We start from the raw sequence: 18,180 nt of genomic DNA on the forward strand, positions 1-18,180 counted from the left end.
CAGCCATGTTTCCGCTTCTGAAGACAAGGCCGAAAGCGCGAAAGCCGGTTGCGCCCGAAACGCGGACGCTCGACGTCGCCGGCCGGCTGATGCCGTTGACCATCAAGCAGCATGACCGGGCGACGCGCATCACGCTGCGTATCGAACCGGGTGGCCGGGCCTTGAAGATGACGGTGCCGAGGGGCCTCGCGACGCGTGAGGTCAATGCCTTCCTCGATCGCCACCAGGGCTGGTTGCTCACCAAGCTTGCCAAGTTTTCGACCGATACCGGCCTGCGCGACGGCGGCCAAATTCTGTTTCGCGGCGTTTCCCATCACATCCAGCATACCGGCGGCTTGCGCGGGCTGACGGAGGCGGTCTTGATAGACGGCAGGCCGGTGCTGCGCGTCAGCGGCATGCCGGAACATGTCGGACGGCGCATCGCGACCTTTCTCAAGAAGGAAGCGCGCGCCGATCTCGCCAGACTGGCCACCATGCATGCCGGAGCGATCCGGGCACCGATCCGCTCGATCTCGATGAAAGATACCCGCAGCCGCTGGGGCTCGTGCTCGTCGGAGGGAAATCTGAGCTTTTCCTGGCGCATCGTCATGGCGCCGCCCGCGGTGATCGATTATCTCGCCGCCCATGAGGTCGCCCATCTCAAGGAAATGAATCATGGGCCGCGGTTCTGGGCGCTTTGCAAGAAGCTTTGCCCGGATATGGAAGAAGCGAAATCCTGGCTGAAGCGGCACGGCAGCCAGTTGCACGCCATCGATTTCGATTAGCCCAAAGCCGCGCTAAATACAGCTTTCCATGCAAATTGGCTCGACTCTTGCCGCATTTCGTGTCACTTCGCTGCCATGAAACCGGATATCAAGATCTGTGGCTTGAAGACGCCCGACGCTGTCGATCGCGCACTGAAACGCGGCGCGACCCATATCGGTTTTATCTTCTTCGAAAAAAGCCCGCGCTATATCGAGCCGGACCTGGCGGCAAAACTTGCCGAACCTGCACGTGGCAAGGCGAAAATCGTCGCCGTCGTCGTTGATCCCACCAATGACGAACTGGATGAGATCGTATCGCTGTTGAAGCCGGACATGCTGCAGCTGCACGGCAACGAGAGCCCCGAACATGTGCTGACCATAAAGGCGGTCTATGGTCTGCCTGTGATGAAGGCACTTCCGGTGCGCACGGCCGACGATCTGAAGCGCGTCGAGGCCTATATCGGCATCGCCGATCGTTTCCTCTTCGATGCCAAGCCGCCGAAGGGTTCCGAATTGCCAGGCGGCAATGGTGTTTCCTTTGATTGGAGCCTTCTCGCTTGGCTTGACGGCAGCGTCGACTACATGCTTTCCGGCGGGCTGAACAAGGACAATGTCGCGGATGCGCTATTCATCACCAAAGCACCGGGCATTGACGCTTCCTCAGGCGTCGAAACTGCGCCTGGCGTGAAGAGCGTCGCGAAGATCGATGAATTTTTTGACGCGGTCGAGAAGGCGAATGCGCCTGTCATGGCCTCAGGGAGTTGAGAGTGAACGAGACGCCTAAACCGAATTCCTTCCGTTCCGGCCCCGATGAAGACGGCCGTTTTGGTATTTATGGCGGTCGTTTCGTTGCCGAAACGTTGATGCCTTTGATCCTCGATCTGCAGGACGAGTGGAACAAGGCGAAGAACGATCCGGCATTCCAGGCCGAATTGAAGCATCTCGGCGCACATTATATCGGTCGCCCGAGCCCGCTCTATTTCGCGGAGCGGCTGACGGCCGAACTCGGGGGCGCAAAGATCTATTTCAAGCGCGAGGAGCTGAACCACACCGGCTCGCACAAGATCAACAACTGCATCGGCCAGATCCTGCTTGCCAAGCGTATGGGCAAGACCCGTATCATCGCCGAAACCGGTGCCGGCCAGCATGGCGTCGCCTCTGCGACCGTTGCCGCCCGCTTTGGCCTTCCCTGCGTCGTCTACATGGGCGCCACCGACGTCGAGCGTCAGGCGCCGAACGTATTCCGCATGAAGCTGCTCGGCGCGGAAGTCAAACCGGTGACGGCAGGCAGCGGGACGCTGAAGGACGCCATGAACGAGGCGCTCCGCGACTGGGTCACCAATGTCGAGGATACTTATTACCTGATCGGAACGGCAGCCGGTCCGCATCCCTATCCGGAGATGGTCCGCGATTTCCAGTCGGTGATCGGCACCGAAGCGAAAGAGCAGATCCTGGCGGCCGAAGGCCGTCTTCCGGATCTGGTCGTCGCTGCCGTCGGCGGCGGTTCGAATGCCATCGGCATCTTCCATCCCTTCCTCGACGATCCCTCTGTTAAGATCGTCGGCGTCGAAGCCGGCGGCAGGGGCCTGCAGGGCGACGAACATTGCGCCTCGATCACCGCCGGTTCACCGGGCGTGCTGCACGGCAACCGCACCTATCTGCTGCAGGATGGCGACGGCCAGATCAAGGAAGGCCACTCGATTTCGGCCGGTCTCGATTATCCCGGCATCGGCCCCGAACATTCCTGGCTGAACGACACCGGCCGCGTCGACTATGTGCCGATCATGGATCACGAAGCGCTCGAGGCTTTCCAGACGCTGACCCGCCTCGAAGGCATCATCCCGGCGCTCGAGCCCTCGCATGCGATTGCCGAGGTCATCAAGCGCGCACCGACGATGGGCAAGGACGAGATCATCCTGATGAACCTCTCCGGCCGTGGCGACAAGGACATCTTCACCGTCGGCAAGATTCTGGGAATGGGACTGTAAGACATGACCGCACGCATGGATAAACGCTTTGCCGAGCTGAAGGCCGAGGGCCGTCCGGCGCTTGTCACCTATTTCATGGGCGGCGATCCCGATTATGACACCTCGCTCGGCATCATGAAGGCGCTGCCGGAGGCCGGCTCCGACATCATCGAGCTCGGCATGCCCTTTTCCGATCCGATGGCTGACGGCCCGGCGATCCAGCTGGCCGGCCAGCGCGCCCTGAAAGGCGGCCAGACGCTGAAGAAGACGCTGCAGTTGGCGGCCGATTTCCGCAAAACCAACGATGCGACGCCGATCGTGATGATGGGTTACTACAACCCGATCTATATTTACGGCGTCGAGAAATTCCTCGACGACGCGCTCGCCGCCGGCATCGATGGCCTGATCGTCGTCGACCTGCCGCCCGAGATGGATGACGAGCTCTGCATTCCGGCGATCCGCAAGGGCATCAATTTCATTCGCCTGGCGACGCCGACGACGGATGAGAAGCGCCTACCGAAGGTGCTGAAGAATACCTCCGGCTTCGTCTATTACGTCTCGATGAACGGCATCACCGGTTCGGCGCTGCCCGATCCGTCGCTGGTTTCGGGCGCTGTCGAGCGCATCAAGCAGCACACCAAGCTGCCCGTCTGCGTCGGCTTCGGCGTCAAGACGGCGGAACATGCAAAGGTTATCGGCGGTTCGGCCGACGGCGTTGTTGTCGGCACCGCGATCGTCAATCAGGTCGCGACCAGCTTGACGAATGACGGAAAGGCAACGGCGGACACGGTTCAGGCCGTTGCCACGCTGGTGCGCGGCCTTTCCACGGGAACACGTTCGGCGCGCCTTGTTGCTGCCGAATAGTTTGCCCACATTGGCACTCAGGCATGTCGCGCAAAACTGTGCAGCGGTTTTCCGTCCGGAATTGCGTACAAAAGGATAGAGCGGTTCGCCGCTTCCGTTAAAAGCTGAACCGCTCTGGTCAATCAGGAGTATTCGAGTTGAACTGGATCACCAACTACGTTCGCCCGCGGATCAATTCCATGCTGGGCCGTCGCGAAGTGCCGGAGAATCTCTGGATCAAGTGCCCGGAAACGGGCGAGATGGTCTTCCACAAGGATCTGGAAGGCAACAAATGGGTCATTCCGGCGTCCGGTTATCACATGAAGATGCCGGCCAAGGCCCGTCTGATTGATCTTTTCGACAATGGTGAGTTCGAATCGCTGCCGCAGCCGAAGGTCGTGCAGGACCCGCTGAAGTTCCGCGATTCGAAGAAATACAGCGATCGCTTGCGCGATAGCCGCCTCAAGACCGAGCAGGAAGATACGATCCTCGCCGGTGTCGGGAAGGTGCGGGGATTGAAGCTCGTGGCTGTCGTGCACGAATTCAATTTTATCGGCGGTTCGCTCGGCATTGCCGCCGGCGAGGCGATCGTCAAGGCTTTCGAGCGTGCGACGGCTGAAAAATGCCCACTGGTCATGTTCCCCGCTTCCGGCGGCGCGCGCATGCAGGAAGGCATCCTGTCGCTGATGCAGCTGCCGCGCACGACGGTTGCTGTCGACATGCTCAAGGAATCCGGCCAGCCCTATATCGTTGTGCTGACCAATCCGACCACAGGCGGCGTTACCGCCTCCTATGCCATGCTTGGCGATATTCATCTGGCCGAACCCGGGGCTGAAATCGGCTTTGCCGGCAAGCGCGTGATCGAGCAGACCCTGCGTGAAAAACTACCCGAAGGCTTCCAGACCTCCGAATACCTGCTGGAGCATGGTATGGTCGATATGGTCGTCAAACGTCACGATATTCCGGAAACGCTGGCGCGTCTCCTGAAGATCCTGACGAAGAAGCCGGTTTCGGCGGCGAACAACATGAATAGCGGCGCAATCGCTCTGGCGGCGAGCGCCTGATAACCGATAAGCAGGCGGGGTGCCGAATTGATACCCAGAGGCCAAACCGCGGTGAGTGAGGCAGCACAGGAGATCGAAAAACTCATGGGATTGCATCCCAAGGGGTTCGATCTGTCTCTCGATCGCATCACCCGTCTTCTCGATGTGCTCGGCAATCCCCACAGGAAACTGCCGCCGGTGATCCATGTCGCCGGCACCAACGGCAAGGGGTCGGTTACCGCCTTCTCCCGCGCCCTGCTCGAAGCCGGCGGCTACAGCGCCCATGTCCACACCTCGCCGCATCTCGTCAATTGGCACGAGCGTTATCGCATCGGCGTCAAAGGCGGACGCGGACAGCTCGTGGATGATGCCGTCTTCGCCGAGGCCGTGCGTCGTGTGGCCGATGCCAATGCAGGACAGCACATCACCGTCTTCGAAATCCTGACGGCAGTCACCTTCATCCTGTTTTCCGAACATCCGGCCGATGCCGCGATCATCGAAGTCGGTCTCGGCGGCCGGTTCGACGCGACGAATGTCATTTCCGATCCGGCCGTCTCGGTGATCATGCCGATCTCGCTGGATCACCAGCCCTATCTTGGCGACAGAGTGGAGCTGATTGCGGTCGAAAAGGCCGGCATCATGAAGCCGGGATTTCCCGTTGTCATCGGTCATCAGGAATATGACGCAGCGCTCGACGTCCTGATGTCGACGGCCGAACGGCTGCATTGCCCGAGCGCCGTCTTCGGGCAGGATTTCATGGCGCATGAGGAATATGGCCGGCTCGTCTACCAGGACGAGTTCGGTCTTGCCGACCTGCCGCTGCCGCGCCTTCCCGGCCGCCACCAATATGCCAATGCCGCCGCCGCCATTCGTGCCGTCAAGGCGGCCGGTTTCACCGTCACCGAGACGATGATGGAAAAGGCGATGAGTTCGGTCGAATGGCCGGGCCGGCTCCAGCGTTTGAGCGAGGGCCGGCTGCTCTCGCATGCGCCTGCCGGCGCCGAAATCTGGATCGATGGCGGGCATAATCCCGGTGCCGGTGAAGTGATCGCCGAAGCCATGGCCAATTTCGAGGAGCGCCAGCCTCGGCCGCTTTTCCTGATCATCGGTATGATCAACACCAAGGATCCGGTCGGTTATTTCAGGGCCTTTGCCGGCTTGGTCGAGAAGGTTTTCTGCGTGCCGATCCGCGGCAGCGAAGCGATGATCGATCCGGTGATATTGTCGAATGCCGCCTATGATGCGGGCTTGGTTGCCGAACCGATGTCGACGGTCGGCGATGCGCTGGAAACCATCAAAGCCGTGCTTGATCCGGAAGCCTTGCCGCCGCGTATTCTGGTCGGCGGCTCGCTCTATCTCGTTGGCGATGTGCTTTCCGACAACGGCACGCCGCCGAAGTGAACCCTGCAAATTGAAAAAGCCCGGTCGAAACCGGGCTTTTCGTCAATGCGATATCATCAGGGCGATATCAATCAGGCAGCGTTCGAAATCCAGTTCGAAAGGGCGGTCTTCGGCTTGGCGCCGACAGAGATATCGGCAACTTCGCCGCCCTTGAAGATCGCAAGGGTCGGAATGGAGCGCACGCCGAACTGTGCGGCGAGTTCCGGGTTCTCATCGATATTGAGCTTGGCGACCTTGACCTTGCCTTCCAGCTCGACGGCGATTTCTTCGAGGCTCGGTGCAATCATCTTGCACGGGCCGCACCATTCAGCCCAGAAATCGACGACGACGGGTTCTGCGGATTCCAGAACTTCCGACTGGAAGTTATTGATATCGACTTTCACGGTAGCCATGGGCTGCTCCTTTACCGGATTGGATGTTGAACCACATGTGATGGTGCGGCGCCGAATTTTCAATGTCCGGTATTTCACTTTGTCTTGACTCCTGCAAGCGCCAAACCGAGCGCCTTTTCGCTCAGCGTGTAGAGCGAGGCGTTCTCGGTATAGACAAGCATGCAGTCGATCCGCTTATCAGGATAGAGCGGCGCCAGGATCTCGCGATAGATCGCGAGCTGCGCCTTGTGCGCGAAGGGGATGGCCTCTTCCGTTGCCGGCGGCACCCGGTTGGTCTTGTAGTCGAGAATGACGACGCGATCGGTAAGGACGGCAAGCCGGTCGATGCGGCCGGAGACGGCATAGCGCCGGCCTTCGAGCGTCAGCGTTCCCATGATCGAGACCTCGGGCTGGGCCTGCGCACCGAGGACGTCCTGCAGGCCCTGCTCGTCCAATATTTTCAGAACCGAATCGACAAGCTTGCGCCGTTCGCCTTCCGGCCAGAACCGAGCCGCCCGTTCGGCATAACGGCTCGCCGCATCGGGCTGTTCGGCAGGTGGAATGTCGGGAAGCGCCTGCAGCATGCGATGGATCAGTCTGCCCTTCTCCAGTGAACGATCGCTGCGCGGCTTCTCGGTAAACAGCGGCGAAACGACCAGCAACCCGCCCTCGTCTTCATCGATGATCGTGCCGGCGCCGGAGGGGCTGAGCGGCCGGGGCAGCGCAGCCTGCGGTGGCAAGGGCCGTAACAGGCCGTCCGGCAAACTCTCCTCGTTGTCACGCTCCTCGCTGCGGTTGACACGCTCGAAGCTTCGTTCCACCCGCGGCACGCGCCATTTGATGCCCGGCCATTCCCCATCGGGACCGGAGAATGTGGTCGCTTCCACAAGTGGATGATCGTCGCTCAGTGCCGTCGAGATCATCATATGCCAGGTGTCGTTGTTTACGCGCACGCCGCGATAGCCGCAGACGACCAGCCGGTCAGCGGCACGCGTCATGGCGACATAAAGCAACCGGCGATATTCTTCTTCCGCCAGCATCTGGATCCGCGCCGCATCGTCCTGCGTCAGCGAATTGGAAAGATCGGAGACAGGAACCCAGACCGGCATCGGCGGCTCGTCGGCGTCCGTCTCGATCAGGCGAAGCTTGGGCAGATGAGTATGGGTGAAGGCCTTCGAACCGCCGTCGACCAGGAAAACGATCGGTGCTTCAAGACCCTTGGACGCATGCACCGTCATGATTCGCACTTCGTTGCGCCCCTTGTCCTGCTCACGCTTCATTACGGGTGCTTCGAGTTCCAGCGTCGAGATGAAGGATTGCAGACCGGGAAGGCCGGAGCTCTCGTGGTCGAGCGTGAAGGTCAGGAATTCGTCGAGAATATCGCTGACCTCGGTGCCGAGACGGGCAAGGAATTGTCGTCGCCCGCCATGGCTGCCCAGCACACGGGCATAGAAATCATGAACCGACAGGCTTCTGGACTGCCGGAGGAACAATTCCAGCCTTTCGACGGCAACGCGGAAGCGTTCGGTGCCGTCGGCGGCGAAGCTTTTGAGATGGCTCCAGGCGCTCTCATTATCGCCGCGCAGGCCGGCAATCGCAAAGATGTCGTCCTCGGAAAGATCGAAAAGTGGGCTCTTGAGCACCGCGGCGAGCGAAAGATCGTCTTCCGGCAGAAGCAGGAAACGGCCGAGCGCCAGCAGATCCTGCACGGCGATATGGCTGGTCAGCACCAGTCTGTCGGCGCCGGCGACGGGAATGTCGCCGCGGCGCTTCAAGGCGCGCGTCAATGCATTGACGAAGGCGTCGCGCTTGCGCACCAGCACCAGGATGTCGCCGGCTTCAATCAGGCGCTCTTTGCCTTTGTCGACGATCGTCTCGCGGCCGACGAGCGTGCCGATCGAGTGGGCGATCCGCCGCGCGAGGATTGCGGCCGGCGCGCTTTCCGGCGTCGCGTCGAAGGGCGCCGTCCAGTCTTCCTCCTTCACCACCGCTTCCGGCGCGACCATCTCCCAGAGGTCGACGGCGCCGGGATGTCCGATGCGGCTGGAGCGGTGCACGACCGGCTCGCCGAGCGCGCTGAGGCCGCGCGCGTTCTCGGGTGTCTTGAAAATATGGTCGACGGCCTCGAGCACGTCGGCGGTCGAGCGGAACGACAGCGGCAGCCGGACAGAGGAAAAGCTCTGCCCGCTATCGGACACGCGCCGCCGCGTCCGGTCGCTCTCCTCGGAAAAACGCTCGGGCCGCGCCCCTTGGAAGGAATAGATCGACTGCTTTTCGTCGCCGACGGCAAACAGCGTGCGCACGATCGGCCGGGCGCTTTCGCCGGAGAAGAAATCTTCGGCGAGCGACTGTATGACGCTCCACTGGATCGGGCTGGTATCCTGCGCCTCGTCGACGAGGATATGATCGATACCCCGATCGAGCTTATAGTGGATCCAGGGGCCGACGCCGCTTTTCGTCAAAAGGTCGGCGGTGCGGGTGATCAGGTCCTCGAAATCAAGCTGGCTGCGCTGCTTCTTCAGCTCCTCGTAGTCGTGGTTCAGCCGGTCGGCGAGCACGAGTGCTGCATGCGTGGCGCCGTACATCCGCATCAGTTTCAGCCGGTCGCGGCTTGCTGCGACATGCGCGCGGGCAATGGCGATGGCGTCCGCCAACTGTGGTGCCTCGGCAAGCATGGCCTTTACGAAGAATTGCGAGTCCGCCTTGGGCTCGCCCTTCACGGTCAGAAAGATTTTTTCGAGAAACTCAGCGCGCCTTGCGTCGTCGCGCTCCCGCCCGGCGAGCCTGAGGCCGTAGGCAACCTCCTGCGCCTTCGCACCACCCTTCTGGTCGGCAAGCGAGAGATAGAGTTCCAGCGTTCGGCCCGAAAGCTCCGGCAAAGGCCAATATTGCGCCGCGATCCGGCTTTCCGTGTCGTCGGCGGCGAGGCCGAGCTTTTGGTGCAGGACCATCTCCATACCGCCCTGCTGTTCGGCCGTCGCGGTGAAACGACGAATGGCGTTGCGGTTGGCGACGATATCGCCGAGCAGGTTCTCCAGCCCGGATTCGTCGCCGAGATTGAGCACGTAGGCGAATGCGTCGGCAAGGGCGCTGTCTTTCTCCGGCGCCGTCGCCGTCAGCAGCGCCCGGCGCGCATCGGAAAGCAGGGACGCCGCCGCGCGATCGTCGAGAACCGAGAAATGCCCGGCAACGTTGGCCTCCAGCGGGAACTGATGCAGCAGCGCCTCGCAAAAGGCGTGGATCGTCTGGATCTTCAGCCCGCCGGGCGTCTCCAGCGCCTTTGCAAACAGCCGGCGCGCCTCGGCAAGCTTTAATCCATCAGGAGCCGTACCCTCGATCTGCATGATCCGCCGGCTAAGGTCGTCATCATCGAGCACCACCCAATCCGCCAGCCGCTCGAAGACCCGGTTCGACATTTCGGAGGCTGCAGCCTTGGTATAGGTGAGACATAAGATGGCCGAAGGCCGCGCACCGGCCAGCAGCAGCCGGATGACGCGCTGTGTCAGCACATGCGTCTTGCCGGAGCCGGCATTGGCCGAAACCCACGCCGAACGCAGCGGATCGGAGGCAATCGCCTGCTGGATGGTCGTCCAGCCGATCCAGGCGCCGGGATCGTCGTCGGTGGGAAGCGCGGTCACATCACTCATCGCCGCCGCCCTCTTCGGTTTCGGCCGTCGACCACTCGGAGACGCGGGCCAAATGATCGTAGTCGCCGCCGAAATCGAATTGCTGGGCCGGGATCAGCCGCGCGGTAAAACCTCTTTCGCTGGATTGCAGCAAACCCACGAATTTGACCAGCTGATCGATCGATTCGGCGGCGAGATCCATCGCGGATTTCGCCTTGTCGCTGCGGGTAGAGTTTTCGTTGTTGACCGTATCGACCTGGAAGCGGCTTCCGGGTCGCAGACGCACATAGAGCAGGTCTTGCGGCACGAGGCTGCCGGCATCGCGGAAGGCGCCGGCGCTCAAGGCCGCCGCTTCAAGCGCAAGCTGCGGATCGAGAAGCACGCGCGCCTGCGCCGGCGAGGGATTGTAGCCGGTCTTGTAGTCGATGATGTCGGCCGAGTGTGGTCCGGTTATGTCGATCCGGTCCGCGACGCCAGTGAGCCGGATATTGATCGGCTCCAGCTCCATGCCGCCCCGCACCTCCGTCAACGTTTTCAGGATGCCATGCCGCCGTCCGGCCTCCCATTCGAGGAAGGCGCGGGCCACCTCGCGAAAGCGCGGCCGCCACACGGCATCGATATGCGGCGGTAGCCGCTCCATGTCGAAAAGTTCGGAAAGGATGCGCTCCATGGCTGCTGCCGCATCCGGTGTCCCGGCAATATTAGCCTCGCGGATGAACCGGTCGACGATCTTGTGATAGAGCGTTCCGCGTTCGGCCGCACCCGGATCGCGGTTGAACGCGTCGACGGGGTCGAGACGCAGGATGCGGCGGGCATAGATGGCATAGGGGTCGCGGCGCAGCCGGCCGACTTCGCTGAAGGAATAGGATTTCGGCTGCAATGCCAGCGGCGGTTTCGGCGAGGGTCGCTGCGCCGGCGTCTGGCTATCTCCCCGATCGATGAGGCCGGCCCATTGCAGGAACCGGTTGCCCCGCCCTTTCAATTCCGCTTCGAACGCCTCTCCGCCGAGCGCCAGCAGCCGCTGCAGCCAGCGCGAGGCGACGGTCGGCGTCGAGCCCTGGCGCAGCGCGCGCGAATAGATCAGATGGCGCGTGCCGTTTGCCATCTCGAAATCATGCGCCAGCTGGCCGATGCGTCGTTCCGGCGGTTCGAGGCCGATCTCCGTCTTCATCATCCGTGGAATGAAGGGGTTATTGGCGGTCTGCCCCGGCCAGGTGCCCTCGTTCAGGCCGCCGAGGATCAGCGTATCGACGCTCTGCAGGCGGGCTTCCAACGTGCCGAAGATGAAGAGGCGGGGATGGCTGAGCGCCCGCGGCTTCACGGCATGACCGGCGGCAAGGGCGGCCATGATGTCGATCCATTGCGGTCCGTCGGCCTCCATCTGGCCGTCCGTGTCGATCACCTCGCTGAGCAGGGTGGCGAGTGCATCTCCCGCTTCACCAGACCAGAGATCGGCGAGATTGCCTTGCGGATCGACCGCGACCGCTTCGAGCGAACGGCCGGTGCGCTCCGCCCATTCGGACAATGTGAAGCTCAGAGTTCTCCCGCGATCTTCCGGCCGGTGTCGCATCAGTGCCGACGCCAGTGGCTCGGTCGCCTGCGTGACCCGCCGGGCAAGGTCGTTTGCGGCGTCGGCTGCATCAGGCGAAAGCGCTTTGCGCCATTGCGGCGCGTGCCTGTCCAGCGCCTGTTCGGCAAGTTGGTGGGTGAGCAACGGCTCGAGCGTGCTGATATCCACCTCGGCCACGCCGCCGCGCAGCGCCAGCAGCTCGAGCGCCTCAGTAGCGGAAATCAATGCGTCACGTTCCAGGCCGAAGCGGGCAAGCGGATGTTTGAGCAAAGAGACGATCGCCACCGGATCGCCCGGTCGCAGCGCTGCCTCGAGCAGCAATTGCAGCAAGGTGCCCTGCGGCATGGCCGCAAGCGGTGTACCCGCCGAATCGTCGGCGAGGATGCCGAAGCGGGAAAGCTCGGCCATGACCCGCCGCGCGAGATTGCGGTCCGGCGTGATGAGTGCTGCCCGGCTCTCGCCGTCCTGTCCCGGCCTCTCCAGTGCAAGCCGGAGCGCGATGGCAATCGCGGTTGCTTCTTCGCGTTCGTTGGCGGCTTCGATCAGCGAAACATCGGCGAAGGCTGAAGACAGGGCGCCCTCGGGCAGGCCGCTCTTCCACGCCCCCCAATCACTGGTCGCCTCCGATGGGGCGAGGGCCCGAGACAGGATTTCGGCGCGCCGGTCAAGATCGCCCTCCGGTCCGTCGAGGGGCGTTACGTCGGCACGCGCCAGCTTCAGCCGCTTGAGCAGCGACGACAGGCCATACTGCGGATGGCTGCGACTTGCCGGATTGGCATGTTGGCCGGGCGCCGGTTCCGGCGCGACCATCTGCCAGTGGTTCTCGGGCATGACGAGATCGAGGCCCGGGAGCACGATGACGCCTTCGGGCAGATTGGCGACGGCGGCGATGAGATCGGCGGTGGCGGGAACGGAACCCGTCGAACCGGCGATGATGATCGGCCCAGCGGGTTTCGTCGCCGAAAGCCGGCTTGCTTCGGCCCGGAGAATGGCGTTTCTGTGCCGCGCCGGCGAGGATTTGCCGAGTTCCGAAAGCCGCTCCGGCCAGAAAGCACTGGCGATCTGCAGGAATTCTGCCGTCAGCTGCCACCAGGCGGCATAGTCGCCGGTGTCGAGTTTCGACAACTCCGACCAGTCGAGATCCTCGGTTTCGATCGAATCGATCAGTTCCGCCAGGTTGCGGGCGAGCCAGATCGCATCCGCCGGGCTTGCGGGTGCGACGAGCGGCGAGTCCGAATGAATGTGGCGGACGATCTCAGGCAGCTTGTTTCGCCAGGCGAGGATCAGGCGCGCCAGTTCCAGAAGACGGGCGGTATTCGACAGTGGTTGGGTGAGATCGATCGTAGCCGGCAGTGCCTCGTCGAAATAACCGCTGTCGTCATCGGTTTCGCCGAGCGGACGGATGACCGGCAGAATCGCCGAGCGGCCGCCGAGCAGATCGACGAATTCAGAGCGCAGAACACGCACGGCGCGCCGTGTCGGCAGGTAGATCGTTACCTTGGCCAGCGATAGCGGATCATCGGCCTCGTGCCGGAAGAGTGGCGTCAGCCGGCCGTCGCAAAGCGTCGTCGCCAGCGTTTTCAGGAAGGAGAGACCCGCCGGGATCGTCAGGATGCGTGGCTGGTGCCGCTCCGCCATGGCTTAAGCGAACGCCCGCAATCGTCGGATCGTTTGCTCCGCCTCGCCGATCGCCTCCGGCGTTCCCACAGTCAGCCAATGGCCTTCGAGCACCATGCCGAAAAGTCGTCCGCGCGCGATCGCCTTGTCGAAATAGATATTGAGGTTGAAGGCATCCTTCGGCGCATCGTCGAACAGCGATGGGTTCATGGCGATGGCGCCGGCATAGACGACGGGATTGGATGGATCGTCGCGATAACGCGCCAGCCGGCCATCGGCCGCCAGACTGAAGTCGTTCTTGCCGTTGTGACCCGTCGTATCTTCAATCCCAACGCAAAGCAGCGCCATATCCATGCGGTCGGCATCGAAGAATCCGGCTAAGCGTTGCAGGTTCGTCGGCCGCCCCGGCTGTTCGCCGATCCAGAAGAGATCGGCATTCATGACGAAAATATTGTCGCGGGTAAGCAGGTTGAGCCCCTTCGCCAGCCCGCCGCCGGAATTCATCAGCGCGTCACGCTCGTCGGAAATGACGATGTCGAGGCCGCGATAATTCCCGAGATGATCGAGCATCTGTTCGGCGTGGTGGTGAACATTGACGACGGCGCGTTCGACGCCGGCCGCCACCAGCGAATCCAGCGCGTAGTCGATCATCGGCTTGCCGTCGATCTTCACCAGCGGCTTCGGGATCGTGTCGGTGATCGGGCGCATGCGGGTTCCGAGACCCGCGGCCAGTACCATGGCTTGTCTGATGGTCATCCTGATCCGGAACTTATGATTCGCTCTGGCCTATTCCAGCCCTTGCGCACCAATCGCGCAAGGGGGCAAGCGTTTCATGCTCGAGCGCGACATTCAGATAGGCGAGCGTGCGCGGCATGTGTTTCAGATAACCCGGCTTGCCGTCGCGCTGCAACAGCCGCACCCAGAGGCCGGCAAGCTTGCAATTGCGTTGCGCCGACATGATCGCCCAGGCCTTCATGAATCCGGTTTCGTCGAAACCGCCCTGTGCGTGGCGAAGCGTCAGATAATCAGCCATCAATTGCCGGAAGAGATCCGGCTCGATCGTCACACGCGCATCCTGGACGATCGAGGCGAGATCATAGGCCGTGGGGCCGATCATGGCGTCCTGGAAATCGATGAGGCCGATCCGTTGGATGCCCTTCGCCTGCGGTCGCCAGATGATATTCGGCGAGTGGAAGTCGCGCAGTAGCAGATTGTTCTCGGCCGATGCAAGCTCATCGATGAGCCTATCCCAGATCGCCAGATAATCCGCCCGCTCTTCTTCCGTTGCCGGTGCTCCCTGACGCTTCCAGGGCAGGTGCCAGTCGAGCACCAGCCGCACCTCCATCTTCATCGCCGTGCGGTCGAAATCAGGGATATGATGGACATGCGCCTTTCCAACAGGGATGTCCTGCGGAAATTTCAGGGCGTGCAGTTTGGCAAGGCAGGCAACGCTTTCGCGATAGCGTTCGACAATAGGCTGGCCCCGGGCATCCAGAACGCCGTCGCTGCCGAGATCTTCGATCAGCAGGATACCCTTGTTATAATCCACCTTGTAGATCTCGGGCGCCGCAAAGCCGTCCTTGCGCAGCACATCGGCGATCGCCACGAAGGGATAGGCGTTTTCGGCGAGATGCGCGACTTTGGGATAGGGTTTGCCGTCGAGAACCGGCGGTCCTTCGGCAAGCGGCGGCCAGTCCATCAGGATGACGCGCTGGTTTTCGGCCTTCGGATAGATCGCCTCATAGGCACGTAGCGAGGCATCGCCGGTCAGGAAGCGACGCCTCGCTTCGGGATAACCAGCATCGTCAAGGAAATCGCGAATCGACAGGACACGACGGATGCGTGAATTTTGTGCACCGGTAGCTCTGATTGTCGCCCGGCGGCCATTACCTTCATGTTCCAGCGTCAGCGCGATGCGCTCCGCAGGCAGTTCGCTCTCGGCCATCTCAGGCCATTCGACGAGACAGATGCCGTTTTGCAGAGCCTCGTCGAAGCCCAGTTCCATCAGTTCGGCCGGATCGCCAAGCCGGTAGAGATCGAAGTGAGAAACGGGGATGCGCAGGTCGTAGGATTGCACCAGCGTGAAGGTCGGGCTCGGGACTTCGAGCTCCTCGTCATCGGCGATGGCGCGCAGGATCGCGCGGGCGAGCGAGGATTTCCCCGCGCCGAGATCGCCGGAAAGAGCAAGGCAGTCACCGGCTTTCAGGGCCAGCGCCAAATCTTCGCCGAGGCGGAGGGTGGCCGCCTCGTCTTCCAGAAAAAGCGAGATTGCATCGCCGGTCGTCATTCGGCGGCGGCGGAATGCGGTACATCGACCGAGGGAATACGGCAGACGACGGTCGTACCATTGCCGGGTTCGCTGTCGATCGTCACGTCGCCATGATGCAGGCTGACGAAGCTGTCGACGATCGAAAGGCCGAGGCCGGCGCCGCCGCGTTTGCCGCTTTTCGCTCCCGTCGCGAAACGGTCGAAGACGGTGGCGATCATGTCAGGCGAGATGCCCGGGCCGCGATCGCTGACGGAGAAGACGAAATCCGTGCCGTCGCGATGGCATTCCAGCGAGATCGAGCTGCCTTCGGGCGAGAAATTCGCCGCATTGGAAAGCAGCTTCAGCAGGATCTGTTTCAGCCGCTGCGGATCGGCAACGATCGAGCCGAGATAGGCGGGTGCGGTGATTTCGAGTGCGACGCCGCTTTCCTGGAGACGATCGGCGATCTGCATCGACACGTCGTCGAGCAGATCGTTGAGATCAATATCCGCATAGTTGAGGCGCATGATGCCGGCATCGACGGTCGCAAGGTCAAGAATATCGTTGACCAGCGTCAAGAGAACGGAGGACGAGGTCGAGATGTGGTCGATATATTCGGCCTGCCGTTCGGTCAGCGGGCCGACGCCCGGCGTGCGCAGGAGATCGGTGAAGCCGATGATGTTGGTCAACGGCGAACGCAGCTCGTAGGACACGTGCTGGACGAAGTCGTTCTTCAACTCGTCGGCCTTGCGCAATGCTTCGTTCTTCTCGGTCAGCGCGCGCTCGGCTCGCACGCTGTCGGTCATGTTGACGAAGGTCAGCATGGTCTGGGCGTTCGGCAGCGGGATGACGGCGTAGTCGAGCACGAGGCCGGAGAAGAGCTCCAGCGTCCCCTGGCCCGAGCGGCGTTCGTCGTCGAAGCTGGTGATCAGTTCGGCGAAGGCCTTCCAGCCATCCGGCCGGTCATAAGACGGCGCGCAGGCCTCGCCGAGCGCACGGATATGGGTGCCGGGCTTGGCTTCGGTTTCCGTGATCCCCCAGAGCGCGCGGAAGGCAGGGTTCGAAAGGCGGATGCGTCCGTCAGGGCCAAACACCGCCACACCTTCGGAAAGATGGTCGATCGTTTCGCCCTGCACCTTGACCAGCGTGTTGTAGCGCGTTTCGAGATCGACCTGTTCGGTCAGGTTTTCGAACACCCAGGTGGCGCCGCCCTGCGGATGGGCGGTCGCGAAGACGCGCAGCGTCTGCCCGTTCGGCAGGTGCCAGAGATCGGATTGCGTGTCGAGCGCGCGATAGACGGAAAGCGCGGTTTCCTTCCAGCTTTTCCAGTTGAGCTGGTCCGGCAGTTTCTTCGCTGCCCGCAGCCGCTCGAGCAACTCGCTGTTGTCAGGCCGGCCTTCGAGGAAGGCGATATCGAGCTGCCAGAGCGCCACGAAGGCCTGGTTGTAGAATTGCAGGCGGCGGTCGCCGTCGAAAATGGCAACGGGAGTGGCAAGATGATCGAGCGTCTCGGCATGGCTTTTCAGCGTCCGCTCCAATTCGGCGCGCACGGCCTCTATGTCGGACACATCGATCGCGATGCCGGCCGAGCCGCCGGGAACCCTGACGTCGACGACGTCGAAGAATGTGCGGTTGCCGCGCACGACCGTCGAGATCGTGTCGTGGAAGGGCGATTCCGGCGTCGTCGTCGCGCGAATGCGTTCGCGCGCCACGGTCGTCAGCATCTCGCGGCCTTCATTGATCGCCTGCTGCGGCGAGCGCGCTTCGACCGCCTCGCCATAAGCCTGGTTGACCCAGGTGAGGCGCCCCACCGGGTCGCGCTGCCAAGCCGGCATGTCGATCGCGTCGAGCATGGTCTGGAAGGCCGAGATCGAGGTCATCAGCCGGTCGCGCTCGATCCTGAGCTCTGCGAGTTCGGCGCGCAAATTGTTAAGCGCCACGAAACGGACGAAGGCACGCCCGCCGGAAACCCGGCCCTGCGCCTCGAGGATTTCGTCGCGGATGGTTTCGACCACCATGTCGAAGCTCTGTGCCTCGTCGCGCAGCCGATCGATCGCCTTTTCCAGTTCGGAGGCCGAACGTGACTTCAGCCACAGGCCGAAGGCCAGGAATTCGCCGTCCTGCGGCGCGCCGGTCTCGGGCGGAAGCTGGCCGAGCAGTTCAGGGCGGGCATTGCCGTCCCAGATGACGATCCGCCGATTCTTGTCGGCGATCAGAGCCTGGTATTGGGAAATGCGCTGCTGGGCGTCAGAGAGTGCCGAGCGGATTTCCCGGCTCTCGTTTTCCAGATTGCCGCGCTGGCGCACGAGCCACAGCGTCGAAAGCAGTGCCGCCGATATGACGCCGATGACGACGGAAACGCCGACGACTTGCGAGGATGTGAAGAGGTGGGCCGAGGCCGCCGCCTGCTGCTCCGTCTGTGCCAGAACCGGCCGCGCCAACGCGGCAAGCGCGGTACCGGCCGCGCAGGTTTTCAGGAAGCGCGCCAATGGTCCATGCTCTTGCTTTGCGGCCTCGTGTGCCGTTGCAGATTTATATCCTTGGCCTGCCATGAGCGGGCGGCGACCGGCGCAAGCGCCATCATCCGCCTGACCGGGCAGGCTGCTTTTCATTTCCGACATCCGCGGTATGTCTCCGTCCTTCAATGTGCCGCATTACGACAAGACATCCCATTTTCGCAGCGGTCGGACGGGGTCCGGCGCCACGAATCAAGTCTTAAAACAATACTTCGGAAGGGAATCGGCGGGAAGG

At 62.3% G+C, this 18,180-nt stretch carries 12 protein-coding genes; 6 read left to right on the forward strand and 6 right to left on the reverse strand.

What is annotated here, in order from left to right; translation table 11 throughout:
- Positions 1 to 5 precede the first annotated feature (5 nt).
- From FHX10_RS24280 to FHX10_RS24305, 6 genes are all read left to right on the forward strand, one after another.
- Positions 6 to 764 carry a M48 family metallopeptidase gene (locus FHX10_RS24280; RefSeq protein WP_063473890.1) on the forward strand — a complete coding sequence of 253 codons (759 nt, stop codon included), beginning with the start codon at positions 6 to 8 and terminating at the stop codon, positions 762 to 764.
- 75 nt (positions 765 to 839) lie between these two features.
- Positions 840 to 1,508: a phosphoribosylanthranilate isomerase gene (locus tag FHX10_RS24285; protein ID WP_063473891.1), complete on the forward strand. Its 669-nt coding sequence runs from the start codon at positions 840 to 842 to the stop codon at positions 1,506 to 1,508.
- 2 nt (positions 1,509 to 1,510) lie between these two features.
- Entirely contained in the window at positions 1,511 to 2,731 is a 1,221-nt protein-coding gene (gene trpB / locus FHX10_RS24290; protein ID WP_063473892.1) for a tryptophan synthase subunit beta, read from the forward strand.
- Between the two features lie 3 nt (positions 2,732 to 2,734).
- Positions 2,735 to 3,574, forward strand: coding sequence for a tryptophan synthase subunit alpha (gene trpA / locus FHX10_RS24295; protein ID WP_047615944.1), 840 nt, complete (start codon positions 2,735 to 2,737; stop codon positions 3,572 to 3,574).
- A gap of 137 nt (positions 3,575 to 3,711) precedes the next feature.
- Positions 3,712 to 4,617, forward strand: a complete 906-nt coding sequence (accD, locus tag FHX10_RS24300; protein WP_047615946.1) for an acetyl-CoA carboxylase, carboxyltransferase subunit beta — start codon at positions 3,712 to 3,714, stop codon at positions 4,615 to 4,617.
- Positions 4,618 to 4,644: 27 nt separating this feature from the next.
- Entirely contained in the window at positions 4,645 to 5,997 is a 1,353-nt protein-coding gene (locus FHX10_RS24305) for a folylpolyglutamate synthase/dihydrofolate synthase family protein (RefSeq protein ID WP_176707334.1), read from the forward strand.
- Positions 5,998 to 6,068: 71 nt separating this feature from the next.
- Here FHX10_RS24305 and trxA read toward each other — a convergent pair whose 3' ends face one another.
- The 6 genes from trxA to FHX10_RS24335 all read right to left on the reverse strand — a co-directional run bounded on the left by trxA (position 6,069) and on the right by FHX10_RS24335 (position 18,050).
- Complete coding sequence (gene trxA, locus FHX10_RS24310) at positions 6,069 to 6,389, reverse strand: thioredoxin (RefSeq protein WP_063473894.1); 321 nt, start codon at positions 6,387 to 6,389, stop codon at positions 6,069 to 6,071.
- A gap of 74 nt (positions 6,390 to 6,463) precedes the next feature.
- Positions 6,464 to 10,015: a double-strand break repair helicase AddA gene (addA, locus tag FHX10_RS24315; protein WP_097596026.1), complete on the reverse strand. Its 3,552-nt coding sequence runs from the start codon at positions 10,013 to 10,015 to the stop codon at positions 6,464 to 6,466.
- A complete protein-coding gene (gene addB / locus FHX10_RS24320; RefSeq protein ID WP_097596027.1) occupies positions 10,008 to 13,202 on the reverse strand; it encodes a double-strand break repair protein AddB in 3,195 nt (1,064 codons plus the stop codon). Before addB ends, addA begins: the two co-directional genes overlap by 8 nt.
- Before the next feature lie 3 nt (positions 13,203 to 13,205).
- Positions 13,206 to 13,937, reverse strand: a complete 732-nt coding sequence (locus FHX10_RS24325) for a nucleotidyltransferase family protein (protein WP_063473897.1) — start codon at positions 13,935 to 13,937, stop codon at positions 13,206 to 13,208.
- 13 nt (positions 13,938 to 13,950) lie between these two features.
- Entirely contained in the window at positions 13,951 to 15,468 is a 1,518-nt protein-coding gene (gene tsaE, locus FHX10_RS24330; protein ID WP_063473898.1) for a tRNA (adenosine(37)-N6)-threonylcarbamoyltransferase complex ATPase subunit type 1 TsaE, read from the reverse strand.
- The gene (locus tag FHX10_RS24335) at positions 15,465 to 18,050 is read right to left on the reverse strand and encodes a PAS domain-containing sensor histidine kinase (protein ID WP_063473899.1); all 2,586 of its coding nucleotides are present in this window, start codon (positions 18,048 to 18,050) and stop codon (positions 15,465 to 15,467) included. Before FHX10_RS24335 ends, tsaE begins: the two co-directional genes overlap by 4 nt.
- Positions 18,051 to 18,180 lie beyond the last annotated feature (130 nt).

This window comes from Rhizobium sp. BK591 (genome assembly GCF_014195045.1).
GTDB classification, from domain to species: domain Bacteria; phylum Pseudomonadota; class Alphaproteobacteria; order Rhizobiales; family Rhizobiaceae; genus Rhizobium; species Rhizobium anhuiense.

Coding starts and splice junctions, on each gene's coding strand:
- FHX10_RS24325 (WP_063473897.1), bottom strand. CDS start 13,937: ATGACCATCAGACAAGCCATGGTACTGGCCGCGGGTCTCGGAACCCGC.
- addB (WP_097596027.1), bottom strand. CDS start 13,202: ATGGCGGAGCGGCACCAGCCACGCATCCTGACGATCCCGGCGGGTCTC.
- trxA (WP_063473894.1), bottom strand. CDS start 6,389: ATGGCTACCGTGAAAGTCGATATCAATAACTTCCAGTCGGAAGTTCTG.
- FHX10_RS24335 (WP_063473899.1), bottom strand. CDS start 18,050: ATGTCGGAAATGAAAAGCAGCCTGCCCGGTCAGGCGGATGATGGCGCT.
- tsaE (WP_063473898.1), bottom strand. CDS start 15,468: ATGACGACCGGCGATGCAATCTCGCTTTTTCTGGAAGACGAGGCGGCC.
- FHX10_RS24285 (WP_063473891.1), top strand. CDS start 840: ATGAAACCGGATATCAAGATCTGTGGCTTGAAGACGCCCGACGCTGTC.
- trpA (WP_047615944.1), top strand. CDS start 2,735: ATGACCGCACGCATGGATAAACGCTTTGCCGAGCTGAAGGCCGAGGGC.
- addA (WP_097596026.1), bottom strand. CDS start 10,015: ATGAGTGATGTGACCGCGCTTCCCACCGACGACGATCCCGGCGCCTGG.
- FHX10_RS24280 (WP_063473890.1), top strand. CDS start 6: ATGTTTCCGCTTCTGAAGACAAGGCCGAAAGCGCGAAAGCCGGTTGCG.